14 protein-coding genes are annotated in these 17,708 nt (G+C 72.2%); 8 read left to right on the top strand and 6 right to left on the bottom strand.

What is annotated here, in order from left to right; all coding sequences use genetic code 11:
• Nucleotides 1–163 precede the first annotated feature (163 nt).
• The gene (locus tag C1J01_RS13500; RefSeq protein ID WP_181448733.1) at nucleotides 164–1,222 is read left to right on the top strand and encodes a serine hydrolase domain-containing protein; all 1,059 of its coding nucleotides are present in this window, start codon (nucleotides 164–166) and stop codon (nucleotides 1,220–1,222) included.
• Between the two features lie 63 nt (nucleotides 1,223–1,285).
• Here C1J01_RS13500 and C1J01_RS13495 read toward each other — a convergent pair whose 3' ends face one another.
• Nucleotides 1,286–2,812, bottom strand: a complete 1,527-nt coding sequence (locus tag C1J01_RS13495; RefSeq protein ID WP_111179295.1) for a golvesin C-terminal-like domain-containing protein — start codon at nucleotides 2,810–2,812, stop codon at nucleotides 1,286–1,288.
• A gap of 183 nt (nucleotides 2,813–2,995) precedes the next feature.
• Here C1J01_RS13495 and C1J01_RS13490 point away from each other — a divergent pair, with 183 nt between their 5' ends.
• The 4 genes from C1J01_RS13490 to C1J01_RS13475 all read left to right on the top strand — a co-directional run bounded on the left by C1J01_RS13490 (nucleotide 2,996) and on the right by C1J01_RS13475 (nucleotide 8,011).
• Nucleotides 2,996–4,936: a family 10 glycosylhydrolase gene (locus C1J01_RS13490; protein ID WP_111179294.1), complete on the top strand. Its 1,941-nt coding sequence runs from the start codon at nucleotides 2,996–2,998 to the stop codon at nucleotides 4,934–4,936.
• A 120-nt stretch (nucleotides 4,937–5,056) separates the two neighbouring features.
• On the top strand, nucleotides 5,057–5,461 hold the full coding sequence (locus C1J01_RS13485) for a hypothetical protein (RefSeq protein WP_146615582.1): 405 nt from the start codon (nucleotides 5,057–5,059) through the stop codon (nucleotides 5,459–5,461).
• A gap of 82 nt (nucleotides 5,462–5,543) precedes the next feature.
• On the top strand, nucleotides 5,544–7,211 hold the full coding sequence (locus C1J01_RS13480) for a carbamoyltransferase C-terminal domain-containing protein (RefSeq protein WP_111179292.1): 1,668 nt from the start codon (nucleotides 5,544–5,546) through the stop codon (nucleotides 7,209–7,211).
• Between the two features lie 50 nt (nucleotides 7,212–7,261).
• Nucleotides 7,262–8,011, top strand: a complete 750-nt coding sequence (locus C1J01_RS13475) for an N-acetylmuramoyl-L-alanine amidase (protein WP_111179291.1) — start codon at nucleotides 7,262–7,264, stop codon at nucleotides 8,009–8,011.
• Here the strand turns inward: C1J01_RS13475 and C1J01_RS13470 are convergent.
• Nucleotides 7,992–8,624: a TetR/AcrR family transcriptional regulator gene (locus C1J01_RS13470; protein ID WP_111179290.1), complete on the bottom strand. Its 633-nt coding sequence runs from the start codon at nucleotides 8,622–8,624 to the stop codon at nucleotides 7,992–7,994. The two genes, C1J01_RS13475 and C1J01_RS13470, sit on opposite strands and share 20 nt — an antisense overlap.
• 98 nt (nucleotides 8,625–8,722) lie before the next feature.
• On the opposite strand from C1J01_RS13470, the gene C1J01_RS13465 reads away from it, so the two are divergent.
• Nucleotides 8,723–9,823 carry a serine hydrolase domain-containing protein gene (locus tag C1J01_RS13465; RefSeq protein ID WP_111179289.1) on the top strand — a complete coding sequence of 367 codons (1,101 nt, stop codon included), beginning with the start codon at nucleotides 8,723–8,725 and terminating at the stop codon, nucleotides 9,821–9,823.
• Nucleotides 9,824–9,832: 9 nt separating this feature from the next.
• Here the strand turns inward: C1J01_RS13465 and C1J01_RS13460 are convergent, their stop codons facing one another.
• Nucleotides 9,833–10,018, bottom strand: coding sequence for a hypothetical protein (locus tag C1J01_RS13460; protein ID WP_111179288.1), 186 nt, complete (start codon nucleotides 10,016–10,018; stop codon nucleotides 9,833–9,835).
• Between the two features lie 343 nt (nucleotides 10,019–10,361).
• Here C1J01_RS13460 and C1J01_RS13455 point away from each other — a divergent pair, with 343 nt between their 5' ends.
• Nucleotides 10,362–10,664, top strand: coding sequence for a hypothetical protein (locus C1J01_RS13455; RefSeq protein ID WP_111179287.1), 303 nt, complete (start codon nucleotides 10,362–10,364; stop codon nucleotides 10,662–10,664).
• 58 nt (nucleotides 10,665–10,722) lie between these two features.
• On the top strand, nucleotides 10,723–11,538 hold the full coding sequence (locus tag C1J01_RS13450) for an SAM-dependent methyltransferase (protein ID WP_111179286.1): 816 nt from the start codon (nucleotides 10,723–10,725) through the stop codon (nucleotides 11,536–11,538).
• Between the two features lie 2 nt (nucleotides 11,539–11,540).
• On the opposite strand, the gene C1J01_RS13445 is transcribed toward C1J01_RS13450, so the two are convergent.
• The 3 genes from C1J01_RS13445 to C1J01_RS13435 form a co-directional block, all read right to left on the bottom strand.
• Nucleotides 11,541–12,698 (bottom strand): FAD-dependent monooxygenase, encoded by a 1,158-nt coding sequence (locus C1J01_RS13445; RefSeq protein WP_111179285.1) that lies wholly within the window; start codon nucleotides 12,696–12,698, stop codon nucleotides 11,541–11,543.
• Between the two features lie 93 nt (nucleotides 12,699–12,791).
• A complete protein-coding gene (locus tag C1J01_RS13440) occupies nucleotides 12,792–16,025 on the bottom strand; it encodes an AfsR/SARP family transcriptional regulator (RefSeq protein ID WP_111179284.1) in 3,234 nt (1,077 codons plus the stop codon).
• Nucleotides 16,026–16,146: 121 nt separating this feature from the next.
• Nucleotides 16,147–17,694: an MDR family MFS transporter gene (locus tag C1J01_RS13435; protein WP_438943114.1), complete on the bottom strand. Its 1,548-nt coding sequence runs from the start codon at nucleotides 17,692–17,694 to the stop codon at nucleotides 16,147–16,149.
• Between the last annotated feature and the right edge of the window lie 14 nt (nucleotides 17,695–17,708).

Here is a 17,708-nt window from a genome sequence, read left to right as displayed (position 1 = left end):
GCCGGACTCCATGCGTCTCCTGGCCGGGTTCGCCGGTGGGGTGTCGCTCGCGCTTTCTCCCTGAAAGATCTCGGCCGTGTACGGCGGGGCTGGGGTTTTCCGCAGGGTAAGTGAGCGGATCGCCGCATTCTGCTCCAGCCGCGGCCTCCCTAGCGTTGACCGCATGATGCAAGCGATCATGAACGTGGTGCTGGCGGTAATTGTCGCGGCAGGCGGCCAGGGCATCGGGGTACGCCCCGAACTGGAGAAGATGGTGGAAGGCAAGGGCGCGACCGCCGCTCTCGCGCGGGTCTCCGACGGAGACCGCACCTGGTCCGGCGCCGTGGGGGTGCGCGACATCAAGAACGACGGCCGGCCCTCGCCGGCCGGCTACTTCCGGATCGGCAGCGTCACCAAGACGTTCGTCGCCACCGTGGTGCTCCAACTCGTGGACGAGGGCAGGGTACGGCTCGACGACCCCATCGACCGCCACCTGCCGGGCCTCGTCCCGGGCGGGGAGCACATCACCGTCCGGCAGCTCCTCAACCACACCAGTCACCTGTACGACTACATGAGCGAGCCGGGATACTCGACCAACCGGTGGCGCGGTGAGGCGAGGTTCCGCTCCTACCGGCCGCGCGAACTGCTCAACGTGGCCTTCGCCAAGAAGCTCCCCGACGACGGCGGATGGCACTACTCCAACACCAACTACGTGGTGCTCGGCCTGCTGGTGGAGAAGCTGACGGGCAGGCCGTACGGCGACGAGGTCACGCGCCGCATCCTGCGCCCGCTGGGCCTGCGCCACACGATCGTCCCGGGTGACCGCCCCGGCGTGCCGTCCCCGCACGCCAAGGGGTACGAGCCGATGCCCCGGCTCGTCGACGCGACCCGCATGAACCCCTCGCTCGACTGGGCGGCGGGAGAGATGATCTCGACCACGGCCGACCTGGAGCGGTTCATGTCCGCCCTGCTGAGCGGCAAGCTGACCAGCGCCGCGTCGCTGCGGGCCATGCGCACGACCGTCGAGACCGGGGCGGGGTTCGCCTACGGGCTGGGCCTGCAGGCGTACGCGCTGCCGTGCGGCAAGGTGTGGGGGCACAGCGGCGAGCTGATCGGCTACCTGACGTTCGCGTTCCGCTCGGACTCGGGCACGTCGCTGACCCTGTCGATCAACCCCTCGACCCGGAACCCGTCCACCCAGGAGGTGATGGGCCTCGCCACCAAGGTGTTCTGCAAGGGCTGAGGCGCACCCGTCGGCGAGAAGCCCGCGCCCCGGTCGGGGCGCGGGTCTCGGTCGGGGGTGGGGTCAGCGGCTGATGCGGACGGCGTCGGCGATGACGAGGCCGGTGCCGGAGGTCCAGCGGCTCACGCCGACCACGTTGTACGTGCCGGCGTTGAGGGAGAACGTGCCGATCGTGCGCCAGGCTCCGCCGCCCGATCGTTGGTCGACGAAGACGGTCTGGTTGCCGCTCGACGTCGCCACGATGTACGGCGCCGAGCTGTTGTACCCGGGATCGGCCGGATACCAGACCTCGACCCGGTACGTGCCGGCGCTCGGGATGGTGGCCGAGTACCAGGCGGGGTCGCTGGCGGCGACGGGCTCGGCGAAGCGGTAGTCGGCGCCGTGGCGCTGGCTGGAGTAGGCCGAGGTGCCCCAGTTGGCGCTGGCGGTGAACTGGCCGGCCGTGGTGTTGTCCACGGTCGTCGTGAACGTCGGCGGGGTGGTGCCGCCGCCGGTCACGTAGTTCATGAACGTGGTCCAGTTGAAGTGCGGGCCCGGGTCGGTGTGGGTCGCGCCGGGGACCTCGTTGTGGCCGATGATGCCGGTCCGGGTCTTCGGGATGGCGTACTCGTCGCACAGGTGTCTGACGAGGGCCGCGGCGGACCGGTACATCGCGTCGGTGAACCACGAGGCGTCGGAGACGTAGCCCTCGAGCTCGATGCCGATGGACCGGTTGTTGTAGGTGGAGTTGCCCGCGTGCCAGGCGACGTCCTTGTCGCGCACCATCTGGGTGACGGCGCCGTTGGACGACTTGATCACGTAGTGCGCCGAGACGTTGGCGCTCGGGTTCTGGAACCAGGAGATCGTGCCCGCGTACGAGCCTTGGGCGACGTGCATGACGACCCGGTCGATGTTGTAGCTGGTCTCGCGGCTGGAGACGCGGTAGTTGCCGGAGTTGGCCGGCACCCACGCCGCGGGTCCGTAGTCGGTGCTGAGGATGCCGGCGTCGGCCGCCCTGGAGGTCAGGTCGCGGGTCTTGGCGTACTCGCCGCGGTCGGCGGTGACCTCCTGCGGCTTGACCTGCAGGCCGCGGGCGTTGATGCCGAGGCCGATGTTCTCGTACACCGCGTCGGCGTACAGGCGGGCCAGCTCGGGCGAGGAGGCGTTGCCGTACTCGGCGACCGCCTGGTACCAGCGGCCCGGGTCCTTCCTGGCACTCTCGTCCAGGCCGAGGGCGTCGGCGTGGGAGCGCAGGACGGCCGCGCCGCCGAGGATGTTGGCCTCGTCGTCGGTCTTGAGCTTGTCGGCCGGCAGCTCGGTGAGCTCGGCGGCCTTCTCCAGGGAGTGGTTGGCCGGGTTGCTGACCAGGTGCATGACGCCGTAGCCGTTGCTGGCGCTGGGCTCGCCGCCGTGCCCGTCGAGGCGGGTCTCGGCGTACGCGAGGGCGACCAGCAGGTCGCGCGGCACGTCGTACTTGGCGGCGGCCTTGGCGAAGGCGGCGGGCAGTGGCGCGTCCTTGGCCTCGGACCACGCAGGCTGACCTGCGGCGATGAGGAGGACGGCCAGGAGGGAGGTGGCGAGGGCTGCTAATCGCGTGCGGACGAGAGTCATGAGGGCTCCTCGTTCACGAGTGGACGGGGAGCACGCTACGGCAGCTTCTGACTGGATGTCGACAATTGACATTACTCGTGAGTTAGGTGAAACTCCTCGCCTTCTGGGGCGCCTGAGAATTGGGCCCCCTCCAAGTTGTGAAAACTATTGCGCCCTCTCGCAAATGCGCTGAAACTTCCCTTCGTGACCGCGCTTCTGCGTACCGTCCTCGCGGCGCTCACGGCCGCCGTCGTCCTGGTCCCCGTCTCGTCGTCCTCCGCGACCGCCTGCGTCGTCGATCCGGCCACCCCGAAGCGTCAGCTGCGGGCCATGTGGATCTCCTCGGTCGCCAACATCGACTGGCCCAGCCGCACCGGGCTGAGCGCGTCGGTCCAGCAGGCCGAGTTCCGCGCCTGGCTCGACCTCGCCGTCGCAAGGCGGATGAACGCGGTGGTCGTGCAGGTCAGGCCGACGGCCGACGCGTTCTGGCCCTCGCCGTACGAGCCGTGGTCGCAGTGGCTGACCGGCACCCAGGGCGGCAACCCGGGTTACGACCCGCTGGCGTTCATGGTCAGGGAGGCGCACGCCCGCAACCTGGAGTTCCACGCCTGGTTCAACCCGTACCGGATCGCCAACCACGACGACGCCTCGCGCCTGGTGTCCTCGCACCCCGCGCGGCGCAACCCCGGCTGGCGCTTCGCCTACGGCGGCAAGCTCTACTACAACCCGGGCATCCCGGAGGTCCGCGACTTCATCGAGGACGCGATCATGGACGCCGTCACCCGCTACGACCTGGACGGCGTCCACCTGGACGACTACTTCTACCCGTATCCGGTCAGCGGCCAGAGCATCCCCGACACGGCCACGTACGAGCGCTACGGCGGCGCGTTCGACACCATCGGAGACTGGCGGCGGGAGAACGTCAACCTGCTCGTCCGCGAGCTCGACCAGCGCATCCACGCCGCCAAGCCGCACGTGTCGTTCGGGATCAGCCCGTTCGGCATCTGGCGCAACGCCGGCACCGACCCGCTCGGCTCGCGCACCTCGGGCCTGCAGTCGTACGACGCGATCTACGCCGACAGCCGGCGGTGGGTGAAGGAGGGCTGGGTCGACTACCTCGCGCCGCAGATCTACTGGCACATCGGCTTCTCCACGGCGGCGTACGAGGTGCTCACCGCCTGGTGGTCCGACGTGGTGAGCGGCACAGGCGTACAGCTCGTCATCGGCCAGGCCGCCTATCGCGCGGGCGCCTCCGGCGAGGCCGCCGCCTGGCAGGACCCGGCCGAGCTGAGCGACCACCTGACGGACAACCGCCGTCACCCCGAGATCGTCGGCGACGTGTTCTTCAGCGCCAAGGACGTCAGGGCCGACCGCATCGGCGCGATCACCCGCCTGGCGAACACGCACTACACCCGTCCGGCCCTGCCGCCCGCCCGTGGCTCCGGCGCCGCGCCCGCCGCCCCCTCGATCACGTCGGCCGTCCGCGCGTCGAACGGCGTCCAGCTCTCCTGGACGGGCTCGGGCACCTCGTACGCGGTCTACCGGGTGGCCGGTTCGCCGTCGGCGGCCGACCCGTGCTTCTTCGCCGACGCGCGCAACCTCGTCGGGACGACCCGCCAGACGACGTTCACCGACGCCTCGGCCGACGGCGGGACCTATTACGTGACGGCGCTCTCCCGCACCCACCAGGAGAGCGCGCCGAGTGCGGGCCGGGCCGTGGGATCGGGCGGCGGCGGGTTCAGCGTGGTGGTGGACAACGCCGGCTCCGGCTTCACCGCCAGTACGAACTGGGGCACCTCCGCCTTCTCCGGGCAGCGCCACGGCGCCGACTACCGCTTCGCCGACCCGGTCGCGGCCAGCGACCCGGCCTGGTTCCGCACGGCCGTTCCCAGCGCCGGCACCTACCGAGTGGAGGTCTGGCATCCGGCCGACGCGGGCTACAACAGCGCGACCCCGTACATCGTGGCGACCTCGACGGGCAACCGGACGGTCACCGTCGACCAGCGCACGGGCGGCGGCGCCTGGCGCGCCCTCGGCACGTTCACCCTCGCCGCCGGCACGTACGACGTGGTGGGGGTGAGCCGCTGGACGTCGTCCCCCGGCTACGTCATCGCCGACGCCGTCCGCATCACCGAAATCCCCTAGATCAAGAAACACCTGAGGAAGTCTCGGCATTTACTGCCTGGCCCACTGCGAGTGGGCCAGAATTGTCCGCACATCCCCCCGGCCCCGCAGAGGGCGATTGATGCGGCATTCCGCATCCAGGTGCGCAACGCGCAGACCACCTGGCGCAGCGACGCGCCGCACGACGAGCTCCTCGGCATCTCGTACGGGAACGTGGGCGGCGGTGAGAAGCCATTCGCGGGCGCAGGCCAGTACGAACCGCTGCGCCGGCACGCTGAGGACCGACCGGCCGGGGTCGAAGGCCGCCCGTGTGACCAGGGCGGCGAAGTCCAGCGGGCCGGGCCGGTCGAGCGCGCGGATCGCGGCGTCGATCCGCCGCCGGTCGTGGCGGGGAACGGCTCGGCGTGCCGCAGCAGCAGGTCGCGGCAGGCGGACAGGTGGCGCCGTACGCGGGCGGCGACGGCCTCGCCGGCGTCGTCGGACATGGCACCTCCCACCGGGCCCACTGTAGGGGGCGGCGACGCCCGTGTCGTGGAGAGCTGCTGACGGGTCCCTTACGCGGTTGGGAGATCGTCTTGCGCATGCGAAGGGTAATGGTGCCCATGATCACGACCAGGAGGCACCGAAGATGGCGGACGTTCCCATCGTTGTCGGTATCAATCGCACCCAGGACGGCTCTCTCGCCGTGGCGGTGGGCGAGTCGGGCATGTACAGCCTGCAGAAGGATCGCGTCACCCGCCGCAAGGGTCACTGGGGGCGGCTCGGCGACCTGCCCGACAGCTACCTGCCGGCTCTCCCGCAGCTCAAGGAGCCCGTCGACCTGGTCGTGGAGTGCTACTCCTGCGACTCGGAGATGGAGCACGCGAGTGCGTACCACGGGGAGATGCGCGAGACGCTCAGCCTGAGGCGGGGAGCCCCGGTCGCGCTGATCTCGCACCACCTCGCGCACCTCTACGGCGCCTTCTACCCCTCGCCGTTCGGGCAGGCGGCGGGGCTGGTCATCGACGCGCAGGGCAGCCGGGTGCGCGACTTCACCGAGCGCGTCGAGCTGCCGCCCGGCACCGACGGCGAGCTGCTGGAGGTCGCCTCGTTCTACCGGTGCGCGCGCGGCCGGATCGAGTGCGTGGCCAAGCAGCTCTGGGACGGCGACTGGGCCCGCCCGGCCGGCCTCGGCGCCTTCTACGCGCTGTTGACGGCGGCGCTGTGGCCCGGCGAGGGCGACGAGGAGAAGGTGATGGGCCTCGCCGCGTACGGCGACCCGGACGCGCTCGGCCTGCCCGACCTCGACGTCCGCGGTCACGAGGTGCACATCCCGGCCGCCTGGATGGCGGCGTTCGGCGCGGCGACCGGCTACGAGCCGGGCGGTGAGGAGTTCCGGCGGGCGGCCGACCTGGCCGCGGCCGGCCAGCGCGCCTTCGAGCGGGCGCTGACCCGCCTGGCCGGGTGGTTGCACGACAGGACCGGCCTGGACGCGCTGGTGTTCGCGGGCGGCGCGGCCCTCAACGTCCCCGCCAACGGCCGGCTGCTGCGCGAGTCGCCGTTCCGTGAGGTGTTCGTCCCGCCCAGCCCGCACGCGGGCGGCACGGCCGTCGGCTGCGCCCTGTACGGGCTCATCACGTGCCTGGGCGTGGAGAGCCGGTTCCGGTGGACCGACGACTTCCTCGGCCCGGACGCCGACGCCGGCGCGGTCGAGGCGGCCGTGCGCGCGCTGCCGGACGACCTGTACGCCGAGCGGCCCGGCGACCTGGTGGCGGAGGTGGCGGCGCTGCTGGCGAGCGGGCGCGTGGTCGGGCTGTACGAGGGACGCGGCGAGTCGGGGCCGCGCGGGCTGGGCCACCGCAGCGTGCTCGCCGACCCGCGCAGGCCCGGTCTGCGGGACTACGTCAACCGGGAGGTCAGGGGCCGCGAGTGGTTCCGGCCGCTGGCCCCGGTGGTGCCGGCCGACCAGGCCGGGCGCTACTTCGAGATCGACCGGCCCGCGCCGTTCCGCCAGTACGCCGCCCCCGTCCGGCCCGCGTACCGGGAGCTGCTGCCCGCCGTCACGCACGCGGACGGCACGGCCGCGCTCCAGACGGCCGAACGCGCGACCACCCCGTTCCTGTACGCCCTGCTGACCGCCTGGCAGCGGCGCACGGGGGTGCCGGTGCTGGTCAACACCTCGCTGAGCGGGCCGGGCGAGCCGCTGGCCGAGACGCCGGAGCACGCCGTCGAGCTGTTGCGCACGACCGGGTTGCACGCGCTGGCGATGCCGCCGTACCTCATCCGCAGGCGCGAGGAGCCGCCGCTGGCGACGTAAGTGCAGGTCAAGCCGGTTCCTTGCGCGCCCTGGCGGGTACGGACGGTCTCATGGCTGCCAACCGAGCCGGAGCCGTGGCGTTCGCCATGCTGGTGGTGCTGACAACAGGGGGCGTGTCGGCCGCCTCTCCGGCGCCCGCGCGTCCGCTGGACGGGAAGGTCGTGGTGATCGACCCCGGCCACAACGGCCGCAACGCCGCCCATCCCGAGGTGATCAACCGCCCGGTCGACATCATCACCGGCCGCAAACCGTGCAACACCACCGGCGCCTCGACCGCCGCCGGCTTCCAGGAGCACGCGTTCACCTGGGATGTCGCCGGCAGGCTCAAGCCGATCCTGGAGGGCATGGGCGCCAAGGTCGTGCTCACCCGCCCCGACGACAAGGGCGTCGGGCCGTGCATCACCGAGCGGGCCGCCATCGGCAACCAGGCGAAGGCCGACGCCGTGTTGTCGATCCACGGCGACGGCGCCAGGGCGAGCGGCCACGGGTTCCACGTGATCACGCCGGGGCTGCTGCCCGGCCACAACGACGACGTGGTGGAGCCGTCAGCCCGGCTCGGCCGGGACATCCGCGACGCCTACCGCGACGGCACGGGGATGCCGTACGCGAACTACACGGCGACGAACGGCCTGCAGAGCCGTACGGACCTGGGCGGGCTCAACCTGTCGAAGCGGCCGGCGGTCTTCCTGGAGGCCGGCAACATGCGCAACAAGGGCGACGCCGCCAAGATGTCCGACCCCGCCTTCCGCGAGCGCATGGCCGAGGCCCTGGCCGACGGGCTCAGGCGGTATCTGGACTAGCGTACGCGCGCAGGAACGCCCCGGCCGCGGCCTCGGCCAGGCGGTCGAGGTCGGCCTCGGCGTAGAGGTCGTTGCCGCCGCGGAACATGGCCTTGTTGACCGGGATCCACAACAGCAGGCCGACGAAGTGCTCGGCGGCGAGCTCGGGGTCGTCGAGGCGGAGCACGCCGCGCTCGCCCAACCGGCCGAAGGCCGCGGCGAGGGTCTTCAGCGAGCGTTCGAAGCCCCGCTCGTACCACGTGCGGCCGAGGTCGGGGAAACGTTCGGCCTCGGCCATGACCAGGCGGCGCAGGCGCAGCAGCTCGGGCTCCATGATCGCGCCGAGGAATCCGCGGGCCAGCGCGCGGAGGTCTCGCGCCAGGTCGCCGTCGTCGTCGAGGGTCGCCGTGATCATCTTGGTCAGACCCTCCACCTGGGCGGTGGTGTCCATGATGATGCTGGTGAAGAGCTGTTCCTTGTCGGTGAAGTGCTTGTAGACCGTCTGTTTCGACACCGAGGCCAGCGCGGCCACCTCGTCCATGCTGGCGCCGACGTAGCCGTTGCGCAGGAACACCGGCCGCGCCGCCTCCAGGATCTGCGCCCGCTTGCGTGCCGTTCGGCCGTTGTCTTCCATGGACCGCCCTCTCGTCGTCCCTGCGGAGAAGAGTACTAGACAGTTCCGTACTATGGCCAGTACTGTACCGTCTAGTTCCCCCAACGAGAGGACAGGTCATGAGCGACCTCCAGAAGCAGGTGCAGGAAGCGGCCGACAGGCTGGTCGAGTCGGGCGAGGAGCGCGGGCTCCAGGTGGCCGTCTACCGCGACGGCGTGCAGGTCGTGGACGTGGTCGCCGGCGTCGCCGACCCGGAGACCGGCCGGCCCGTCACCCATGACACGCCCTTCTACAACTTCTCGATCGGCAAGGGCGCCACCGCGACGGTCGCGCACGTGCTGGCCGAGCGCGGCCTGTTCGACTACGACACCCCGGTCGCGGAGCTGTGGCCGGAGTTCGCCCGGCACGGCAAGCAGGGCGTCACCGTGCGCCACGTCCTCTCCCACACGGCGGGCGTGCCCGGCGTCCCACTCGACACCACGCCCGAGGACGTCTGCACCTGGGAGAAGATGACCGCCGCGCTGGAGGACGCCGAGCCGTGGTGGGAGCCGGGCACGAAGATGGGCTACCACGCCTACACGTTCGGCTTCCTGGTCGGCGAGATCGTCCGGCGGGTCACCGGCAAGCCGATCTCGCAGGTGCTGCGCGAGGACGTCGCGGGGCCGCTGGGCGTGGCCGACGAGCTCTACTTCGGCATGCCGGAGAAGGAGCACCACCGGCTGGCCCGGCTGGAGGACGCGCCGATGGACATGTCGGCGTTCGGGGAGATGCCGGCCGACCTGCCGATGTTCAAGGCCGGCCCGATGACGCTGATGCCGAACGCCGAGCTCGGCAACCGCCCCGACTACCTCGCCGCCGACATCCCCGCCGGCGGCAAGACCTCGGCGCGGGCCATCGCCCGGATGTACGCGGCGCTGCTCGGCGAGGTCGACGGCGTGCGGCTGATCTCACCGGAGCGGCTGCGCGAGGCGACGTCCGTGGTCTCGGACGGGATCGACGAGGTCTTCGGCATGCCGTCGACCTGGGGGCTCGGCTACGGCATCGGCGGGCCGACCTCGACGGCGGAGCTGAGCCCGACGGTCTTCGGGGTGCCGGGCGCCGGCGGCAGCGCCGCCTGGGCCGACACCGCCACCGGCACGGCCTTCGCGCTCACCAAGAACCGGCTGACCAACGACTTCGCCGCGGCCGAGCTGTTCGCCGGCATCGTCTCGCGGGGGTGACCCCGGGCGTCAGCCGTCGCGGCAGAGCGGGGCGCCTCCGACCACGCAGGCGATGTCGTCGAGCTGGCAGCTGAGCAGGGTGCCGTCCATGCCGAGCACGAGCACGAGGTCGCGCCTGGAGGAATGGGCCAGCATGACCCTGCCGACGACCCCGTTGTCCAAGATCACGGTGGGTCGGCCTTCCGTGTGGTCCATGCCTCGTGGCTCCTCTCAGGTCCGGTACGAGCCCCCGCGCCGGACCCGTCCCCACCAGGATGCACAGGCTCGCGCCTTGAGCGCATCGGTCATGAGGCTGTATTTCCGGTCCCCCCGGAGGAGGGTGCATCAACTCGAAGGCCCTCATAATTGCCGAACTCACCTGGTGCGCGCCAGCCACCCCGGTAATCGAGAACCTGTTCTAGCCCGGCTCGTGGTGATTGCTGCGATCCTTCCCTCTCATGACTCACGAAACATTGACCCCGTCACACCAGGAAACCGTGCGATCCACCCCGGAGACGGGCCGGGGCAGCGCGCTGGAGATCTTGGAAAGCTCGGCACGGTGGTGGTGCCGGTCGCGGTGGCCGTCTACGCGCTGCTCTACATGGGGTTCGAGAGCGTGTACGACACGTTCGGCGTCACCCCCGACCAGGCGGGGATCACCCAGACCACGATCTTCGGTCACCTGATCAGCACGCCGGTGCTGGTCTTCCTGGCCCTGTTGCCGTTGCTCGGGCTGGCCATCGGTCTGTGCTGGGCGGTCGACAGGATCACCGTCATCCGGCCCGTCGAGACCTGCGGATTCGCCCGGGACCAGCCGGGCGGAACGTGTTCTGATTCGGGCTTGGTGATCTCCGCCTTGTGAGCCCTGCTCTCCGTCTATGATGAGCCCCACGTCGTGCGCGTAGGAGGAGACGGCCCACGTGACCGAGCTAGAACGCGTTCCGCCCGGTGTCGATCCGAGTGTCCCGAGCTCCGCCCGGGTGTACGACTATCTGCTCGGCGGCAAGGACCACCTGGCGGTCGACCGCGCGGTGGCCGAGCGCCTCCTCGCGGTCGCCCCCGACACCCGTCTGGTGGCCAGGGCCAACCGCCGCTTCCAGGTCGAGGCGGTGCGCCACCTGGCCGAGCAGGGCGTCCGGCAGTTCATCGATCTCGGCACCGGCATCCCGACCTCGCCCAGCATCCACGAGACCGCCCGCGCCGTGCACCCCGCGTGCCGGGTGGTCTACGTCGACTACGACCCCGTGGTGCGCATGCACGCCCAGGTGCTGCTGGCGGACGCCCCGGGGGTGGCGAGCATCCAGGCCGACCTGCGCCGTCCCGCGGAGATCCTCGCCGACCCGCACGTCACCGGCCTGATCGACTTCGACCAGCCGGTGTGCGTGCTGATGGTCGGCGTGCTGCACTTCGTCACCGACGAGGAGGACCCCGCGGGCATCGTGGCCGCCTTCAGGGACCGCATGTCCCCGGGCGGCCACCTGGTGCTCTCCCACGCGATGGCCGAGAGCTCACCGGAGGCGATCGCCCAGCTCACGATGGCGACGGCGGGCTCGCCCGCGCAGCCCACCTTCCGCAAGCGCGAGCGGGTGCTGCGGCTCTTCGACGGCTTCGAGCTGATCGGGCCCGGCCTGGTGCCGGTGCACGAGTGGCGCATCGACCCGTCCGAGCCCGAGGTGCCCCTGCTGGACGGCATGCCGCGGCTCCGCATCGACGGCGGCGTCGGCCGCCTGGCCTGAGGTCACGCGCGCGTCAGAGCCGGGTAGTCCTCGAGCGCGATGTCGGTCGCGAACCTGTCGCCGATTCTGATCATCAGGCGGAGCAGGAAGGCGCGGCGGAACATCAGGTTGCGCATGCGGATCCGCGCCCGGGTCCCGGGGGCCAGGAACGGGCCGGTGTTGCCGTTCTCGGCGATCTTGGCGTACGGGCGCATGTGCCGTTCGTAGGCGGCGAAGGCCGCGCGGTGGTCGCCGCCCGCCTGGACCAGCTCGCCCGCCAGCACGTACGCGCCCACGACGGCCAGGCCGGTGCCGAACCCGCCCAGCGTGTTGCCGTACGCGGCGTCGCCGAGCAGCACCACCCGGCCCGCGCTGTAGCGGTCGATCCTGACCTGGCTGATCGAGTCGAGGTAGACGTCGCCGGAGTCGCGCACCGCGTCGATGACCTCCCGGGTCCGCCAGCCCATGCCGGCGTACGCGCGGGCCAGGATGTCCTTCTGCCGGTCGGGGTCGTAGCGGTCGTAGTCGAGCTCCTCCTCGGAGGCGAAGACGAAGAACGCCGGCGCCTTCGGGCCGCCCGCGGCGACCAGCCGCCCCGGCTCGTTGTACATCCACGGCGTCTGCCCGACGTCCTGCTCGATCTCGGCCAGGGCGTAGTAGTGGCCGAGGAACCTGACGAACTCCTTCTCCGGGCCGAACGCCAGGCGGCGCACGGCCGAGTGGATGCCGTCCGCCCCCACCACCAGGTCGAACGTGCGGGGCACGGAGCGCTCGAAGGTGACGTGCACGCCGCCCGGGGTGTCGGTGAGCGAGGTGATCGAGTCGCCGAAGACGTACTCGCAGTGGGGGAAGGTGCGGTCGTACAGGATGCGGGACAGGTCGCCGCGCCTGATCTCCAGGTCGCCGCCGGTGAACGCGCCCGGCATGACCGCGACCCGGCGGCCGTGCGCGTCCACGATCTCCTGGTCGGTCCCGCCGGTCCGCAGCCGCCGTACGTCTTCGAGGATCCCCATGCGTCTCAGCACGGCCAGATGGGTCTCCCCCTTGAAGTCCACCGCCTGCCCGCCGGGGCGCGGGCCCGGCGCCTTCTCGACGACGGTGACCTGGTACCCGCTGCGCACGAGCCAGTGAGCCAACGCCGGGCCGCCGATACCGGCGCCCGATATGAGGATGTTTCGCATGCCCCGCAGCGTCCCGCCCGCCGCTGACAACCCGGCGACCACCGCCTGACAGCCCGTTTCCGCCCTGTCAGCGCCTCGGGCCGGCGGGCCTGGTCAGTGCGGTGGCTCGCCATCGCGCTGGGTGGCCGGTTCTGTCAGTGCGGCGGCTGCGCGTCGCAGGGTGGCTCGTGCCGCGGCGCGGGTCATCGCCGCGCCTTGGGCGTACGCGGTCGCGAAGCCGTCCGGGCCCAGGGACCGTGTGGCTTCGGCGGCGGCCGCCGCGACGTCGCGGTCGCCGACCACGGCAACGCCGCGCAGCGCCACCCCGATGCCGAGCAGCAGCGCCGCCTGCTCGGCCGGCTCCCGTACGGAAGCGAGGCCCTCGGCGGCGTCGGCGAGGTCGCTGGACATGGGCGAGTGCAGCGCGGTGGTCACGGCCAGGGCGTGCAGGCGTTCGGCCTCCTCGGCCGCGCCCTTGGCGGTGGCGAGCCGGCCGAGGGCGGTGTACACCCGCGCCCGGGTGCCCTCGGCGGTGAACGCGCCGGTCCGCGAGCCGGCCAGCGCCGTCTCCAGACGGCGGGCCGCCTCGGGCAGGTCGCCTTCGTAGCGGGCCAGCTCGCCGAGCTGGAGGTGGACCCACGCCATCAGCTCCGGCCTGCCCAGCCGGCGTTCGAGCTCGCCGACCCGTTCGTGGTCGGCGCGGGCCGCACGGACGTCGCCCGCCCGCAGCCGCGCCTCGGCCCGCCTGCCCATCACGTCGGCCAGCTCGTCGAGCGCGCCCAGCTCCTCCAGCAGGCCGAGCGCCCGCTCCCACAACGGGAACGCCCGTGCCCAGTCGCCGCGCCAGCTCGCCGCCAGCGCCAGCCAGTCGAGCGCCTGAGCCGTCCCCCAGCGTTCGCCGACCGCGCCGAAGTCGGCGAGCACCCGCTCCAGCTCGCGTTCCCCGTCGGCGGGCGAACCGCCGAGCAGCAGCATCAGGGCGACACTGAGCCGCCCGAGCGCCCGGCTCCACGGCTCGGAGCCGAGCACCGGCGCGTCCTGCCCGCTCTGCGGCCCGTCCTGTGACCACGGCTCGGGCGGGCCGGCGAGCATGCCCCACAGGGCCACGCCGAAGCGGTACCGCATCGGCCGGTCGGACGAACCCATGATCTGCCGGGCCCGCTCCCAGTGCGGCGACCCCGCTTCCGGTACGGCGTGCAGCACGGCCATCACGTACTCCTCGGCCAGCCCGGCGGGCGGCTCCGGGCCGGTCGCGTCGAGGAGGCGTACGGCGTGGCGGGTGGCCTGGCCGCGCCGCCCGCTCAGCCACCAGTACATCGCCAGCGCCGCCACCAGCCGCCACGCCGTCGGACGGTCGTGCTCGACGCTCCAGCGCAGCGCCGCCTGCAGGTTGGCGTTGTCGGCCGACAGCCGGGCCAGCCACGTGAGCTGCTCGTCGCGGTAGAGGCGGTCGCCGGCGCGCCGCGCGAACTCCAGGAACCAAGCCGCGTGGGCCTGCCGAAAGCGTGCCTCCTCGCCCGCTTCGGCCAGGCGCTCCAGGCAGAACAGCCGGATCGTGTCGAGCATCTGGTAACGCTCGCCGTCGGTCTCGACCAGCGACTTGTCCACCAGGCCGACGAGTGACTCGGCGGTGCCGCAGACCCCTTCCACCGCCTCCAGGCTCGCGCCGCCGGCGAACACCGCGAACCGTCTGGCCAGCGCCTGCTCCTCCGCGTCGAGCAGGTCCCAGCTCCACTCCACGACGGCGTGCAGCGTCCGGTGCCGCGCGGCGGCCGTACGGTCGCCCCGGGACAACAGCCGGAACCGGCCGTGCTCGGCCAGCCGGTCGGCGATCTCCGCCACACCGAACGTCCGCACCCGCGCGGCGGCCAGCTCGATCGCCAGCGGCAGGCCGTCGAGCGCCGCGCAGATGCGCAGCACCGCGCCGAGGTTGTGCGGGCCGACCTCGAACCCGGGCCTGACGGCCGCCGCGCGGTCGGCGAACAACCGGACCGCCGCGCAGGCGAGCGGATCCGCCGGGGCCTCCTCCGGGGAGGGGACGGGCAGGGGCGCCAGCGGCACCAGGTGTTCGCCGGTGATGCCGAGCGGTTCGCGGCTGGTGGCCAGGATCGTCAGGCCGGGGCAGCCGGCGAGCAGGCGGCGGGCGAGCGTGGCGGCCTCGGTGACGACGTGTTCGCAGTTGTCCAGCACGAGTAGGAGAGGCCGGCCGCCGAAGGCCGCGACGAGCCGTTCGACGGGGTCGGGGCCGTCCGCGGCGAGCGGGCGCAACGCCGGCTCCCGCAGCCCGGCGGCCGCGAGCACCGCCGCCGCCACACCGCCTTCGACGACCCCGAGGTCCACGAAGCACACCTGCCCGTCCCGCCGGCCGGCGCCTCGGTGGTGGGGCGTGACGTGCGGGTCGCGGCCGGTCGAGGGCCGGAGTGCAGCGCTCTTGCCCTGCGCGTCGGGGGCGTGGGCGATCCATTCGAGGGCGAGGCGGGTCTTGCCGGTGCCGCCGGGGCCGACGACGGTGATCAGCCGGGCGTCGTGGAGGGCGGTGAGCCGGGCCAGCTCGGCCTCGCGGCCCACGAACGTGGTGAGCTGGGCCGGGGGAGCCGACCAGCCCCTCGGCTGCGCAGGGCGTTCGCCGCGCAGGATCTCCAGGTGGAGGGCGGCCAGCTCGGGGGAGGGGTCGGCGCCGAGCTCGTGAGCCAGCAGCCGCCGGCCCTCCTCGTAGACGGCGAGCGCCTCCGCTTGGCGTCCGGCGGCGTCCAGGGCCCGCATGAGCAGGCCGCGCGGGCGTTCGCGGAGCGGATGGGCGGCGACCAGCTCCCGCAGCCCCGCCACGGGCCGCGCGTCCGGCAGGGACAACTCCGCCTCGGACAGGTCCTCCGCCGCCGCCAGCCGCAGCTCCTCCAGCCGCAGCGCCTGCGGCCCCGCGAACGGCGCGTCGGCCACGTCCGCGAACGCCGGCCCCCGCCACAGCTCCAGCCCCTCCCGCAGCACGGCGGCGGCCTCGGCGGCCCGGCCGGCGGCCAGCAGCCCGCGCCCCTCCCGGGTCAGCCGCTCGAAGCGGTGCGCGTCCACGTCGTCGCGGTCGGCGGCCAGGCGGTAACCGGCGCCGTGGAACTCGATCAGACCGTCCGGCAGAGCGCGCCGGAGCCGGGAGATCTGCGCCTGGACGGCGTTGGCGGCGCCGGCGGGCGGGCGGTCGCCGTACTGGCCGTCGATGAGGCGTTCGAGACTCACCAGCCGTCCGGCGTCGAGCAGCAGCATCGCGAGCACGGCACGCGGGCGCGGGCCGCCCACGGCGACCGGGTCGCCGCCGGACGGCCGCACCACGAGCGGGCCCAGGATGCCGAACTGCACGTTCCCGATCCTCCCACCCGGAGCGCGGACGGACCGCCCCGCGGATCGGGGAAAATGATCTTGTGCGAGCCCTGTCCGCAGCCGGGGCTCGCACGCCCCCTTACCCGTTCAGCCTGCCCGTTCAGGAGACGGGCGACTTCTCCTCCTCCGCCGGAGCGGGCAGGTCGAGGCTGTCGCGGAGCTTGACCGGCTGCAGGAACAGGGTCGCGATCAGGCCGACCACGGCGATGGCCGCCGAGATGAGGAAGATGTGGCCGGTGGCGTCGCCGTACGCGGCCCGTACGACGGGCTTGACCGGCTCGGGCAACGCCGCGATGTTCAGTGTGCTGCCGCCGGTCGCGCCGGAGGCGTCGATGCCCATCTTGGCCAGCCCCTGCGCGATGCTCGTCGCGACCTGGTTCGCCAGCACCGCGCCGAGCACGGACACGCCGATGGTGCCGCCCAGCGACCGGAAGAAGGTGATCGCGCCGCTGGCCGCGCCCAGCTCGCGCAGCGGGACGGTGTTCTGGATGGCGAGCACGAGGTTCTGCATCGACATGCCGACCCCGGCCCCGACCAGCACCATCGACACGGCGATGAACACCAGCGAGGTCTCGTGGTCCATCGCCGACAGCCCGAGGAACCCGATCGTGAGCACGACCGCACCGGTCACGATGTACGGCTTGACGCGGCCGCTCTTCGACACCATGCGCCCGGTGACGGTGGACGAGACCAGTACGCCCAGCATCATCGGGATCGTGAACAGACCCGCCTCGGTGGGGCTGTACCCGCGGCCGATCTGGAAGTACTGCCCGAGGAAGACCGAGCCGCCGAACATCGCCATGCCCACCGCGAGGCTGGCCAGGATGGCGAGCGCCGGCGTACGGCGGCGGATGACGTGCAGCGGCACCACGGGTTCCCTGACGACCGCCTCGACCCAGGTGGCCACGCCGAGCAGGAGGAGCCCGCCGATCACCATCGCGGCCGTCTGCCACGACAGCCAGTCGAAGGAGTTGCCGACGAACGTCACCCAGATGAGCAGCACGCTGACGCCCGCGGCGATGAGCGTGGCGCCCACGTAGTCGATCTTGACGTCGTCGCGGCGCACGGTGGCCACGCGCAGCGTCTTCTGCAGCAGCCCGAACGCGAGCACGGTGAACGGCACCGCGATGAAGAAGCACCAGCGCCAGCCCAGCTGGTCGGCGATCAGCCCGCCGAGCAGCGGCCCGGCCACGGTGGCCACGGCCATGACGCCGCCGAGGTAGCCGTTGTAGCGCCCGCGCTCCTTCGGAGTGATCATCGCCGCGATGATCACCTGGACCAGCACCTGGAGGGCGCCCATGCCGAGGCCCTGCACCGCGCGGAACGCGATGAGCTGTGCGGTGTCCTGGGCGAAGCCGCACGCCAGCGAGCTGACCATGAAGATCACGATGGAGATCTGGAGCAGCAGCTTCTTGCTGAACAGGTCGGCCAGCTTGCCCCAGATGGGCGTGGAGGCCGTGGAGGCCAGCAGCGTCGCGGTGACGACCCACGTGTACTGGGACTGGCTGCCGTTCAGGGCGCCGATGATCTGCGGCAGGGCGACGGACACGATCGTGCCGCTCAGCATCGCGACGAACAGCGCCAGTAACAGGCCGCTCAGGGCCTCCAGGATCTGCCGGTGGCTCATCTGTTGCGGTGGTGCGTTCATATACGGACCTCCCC

Origin of the sequence: Nonomuraea aridisoli (assembly GCF_003236395.1) — a bacterium.
Taxonomy (GTDB): domain Bacteria; phylum Actinomycetota; class Actinomycetes; order Streptosporangiales; family Streptosporangiaceae; genus Nonomuraea; species Nonomuraea aridisoli.
Note: the sequence above shows the minus strand (reverse complement) of the source record. Positions and strands in the feature narration are given on the sequence as shown.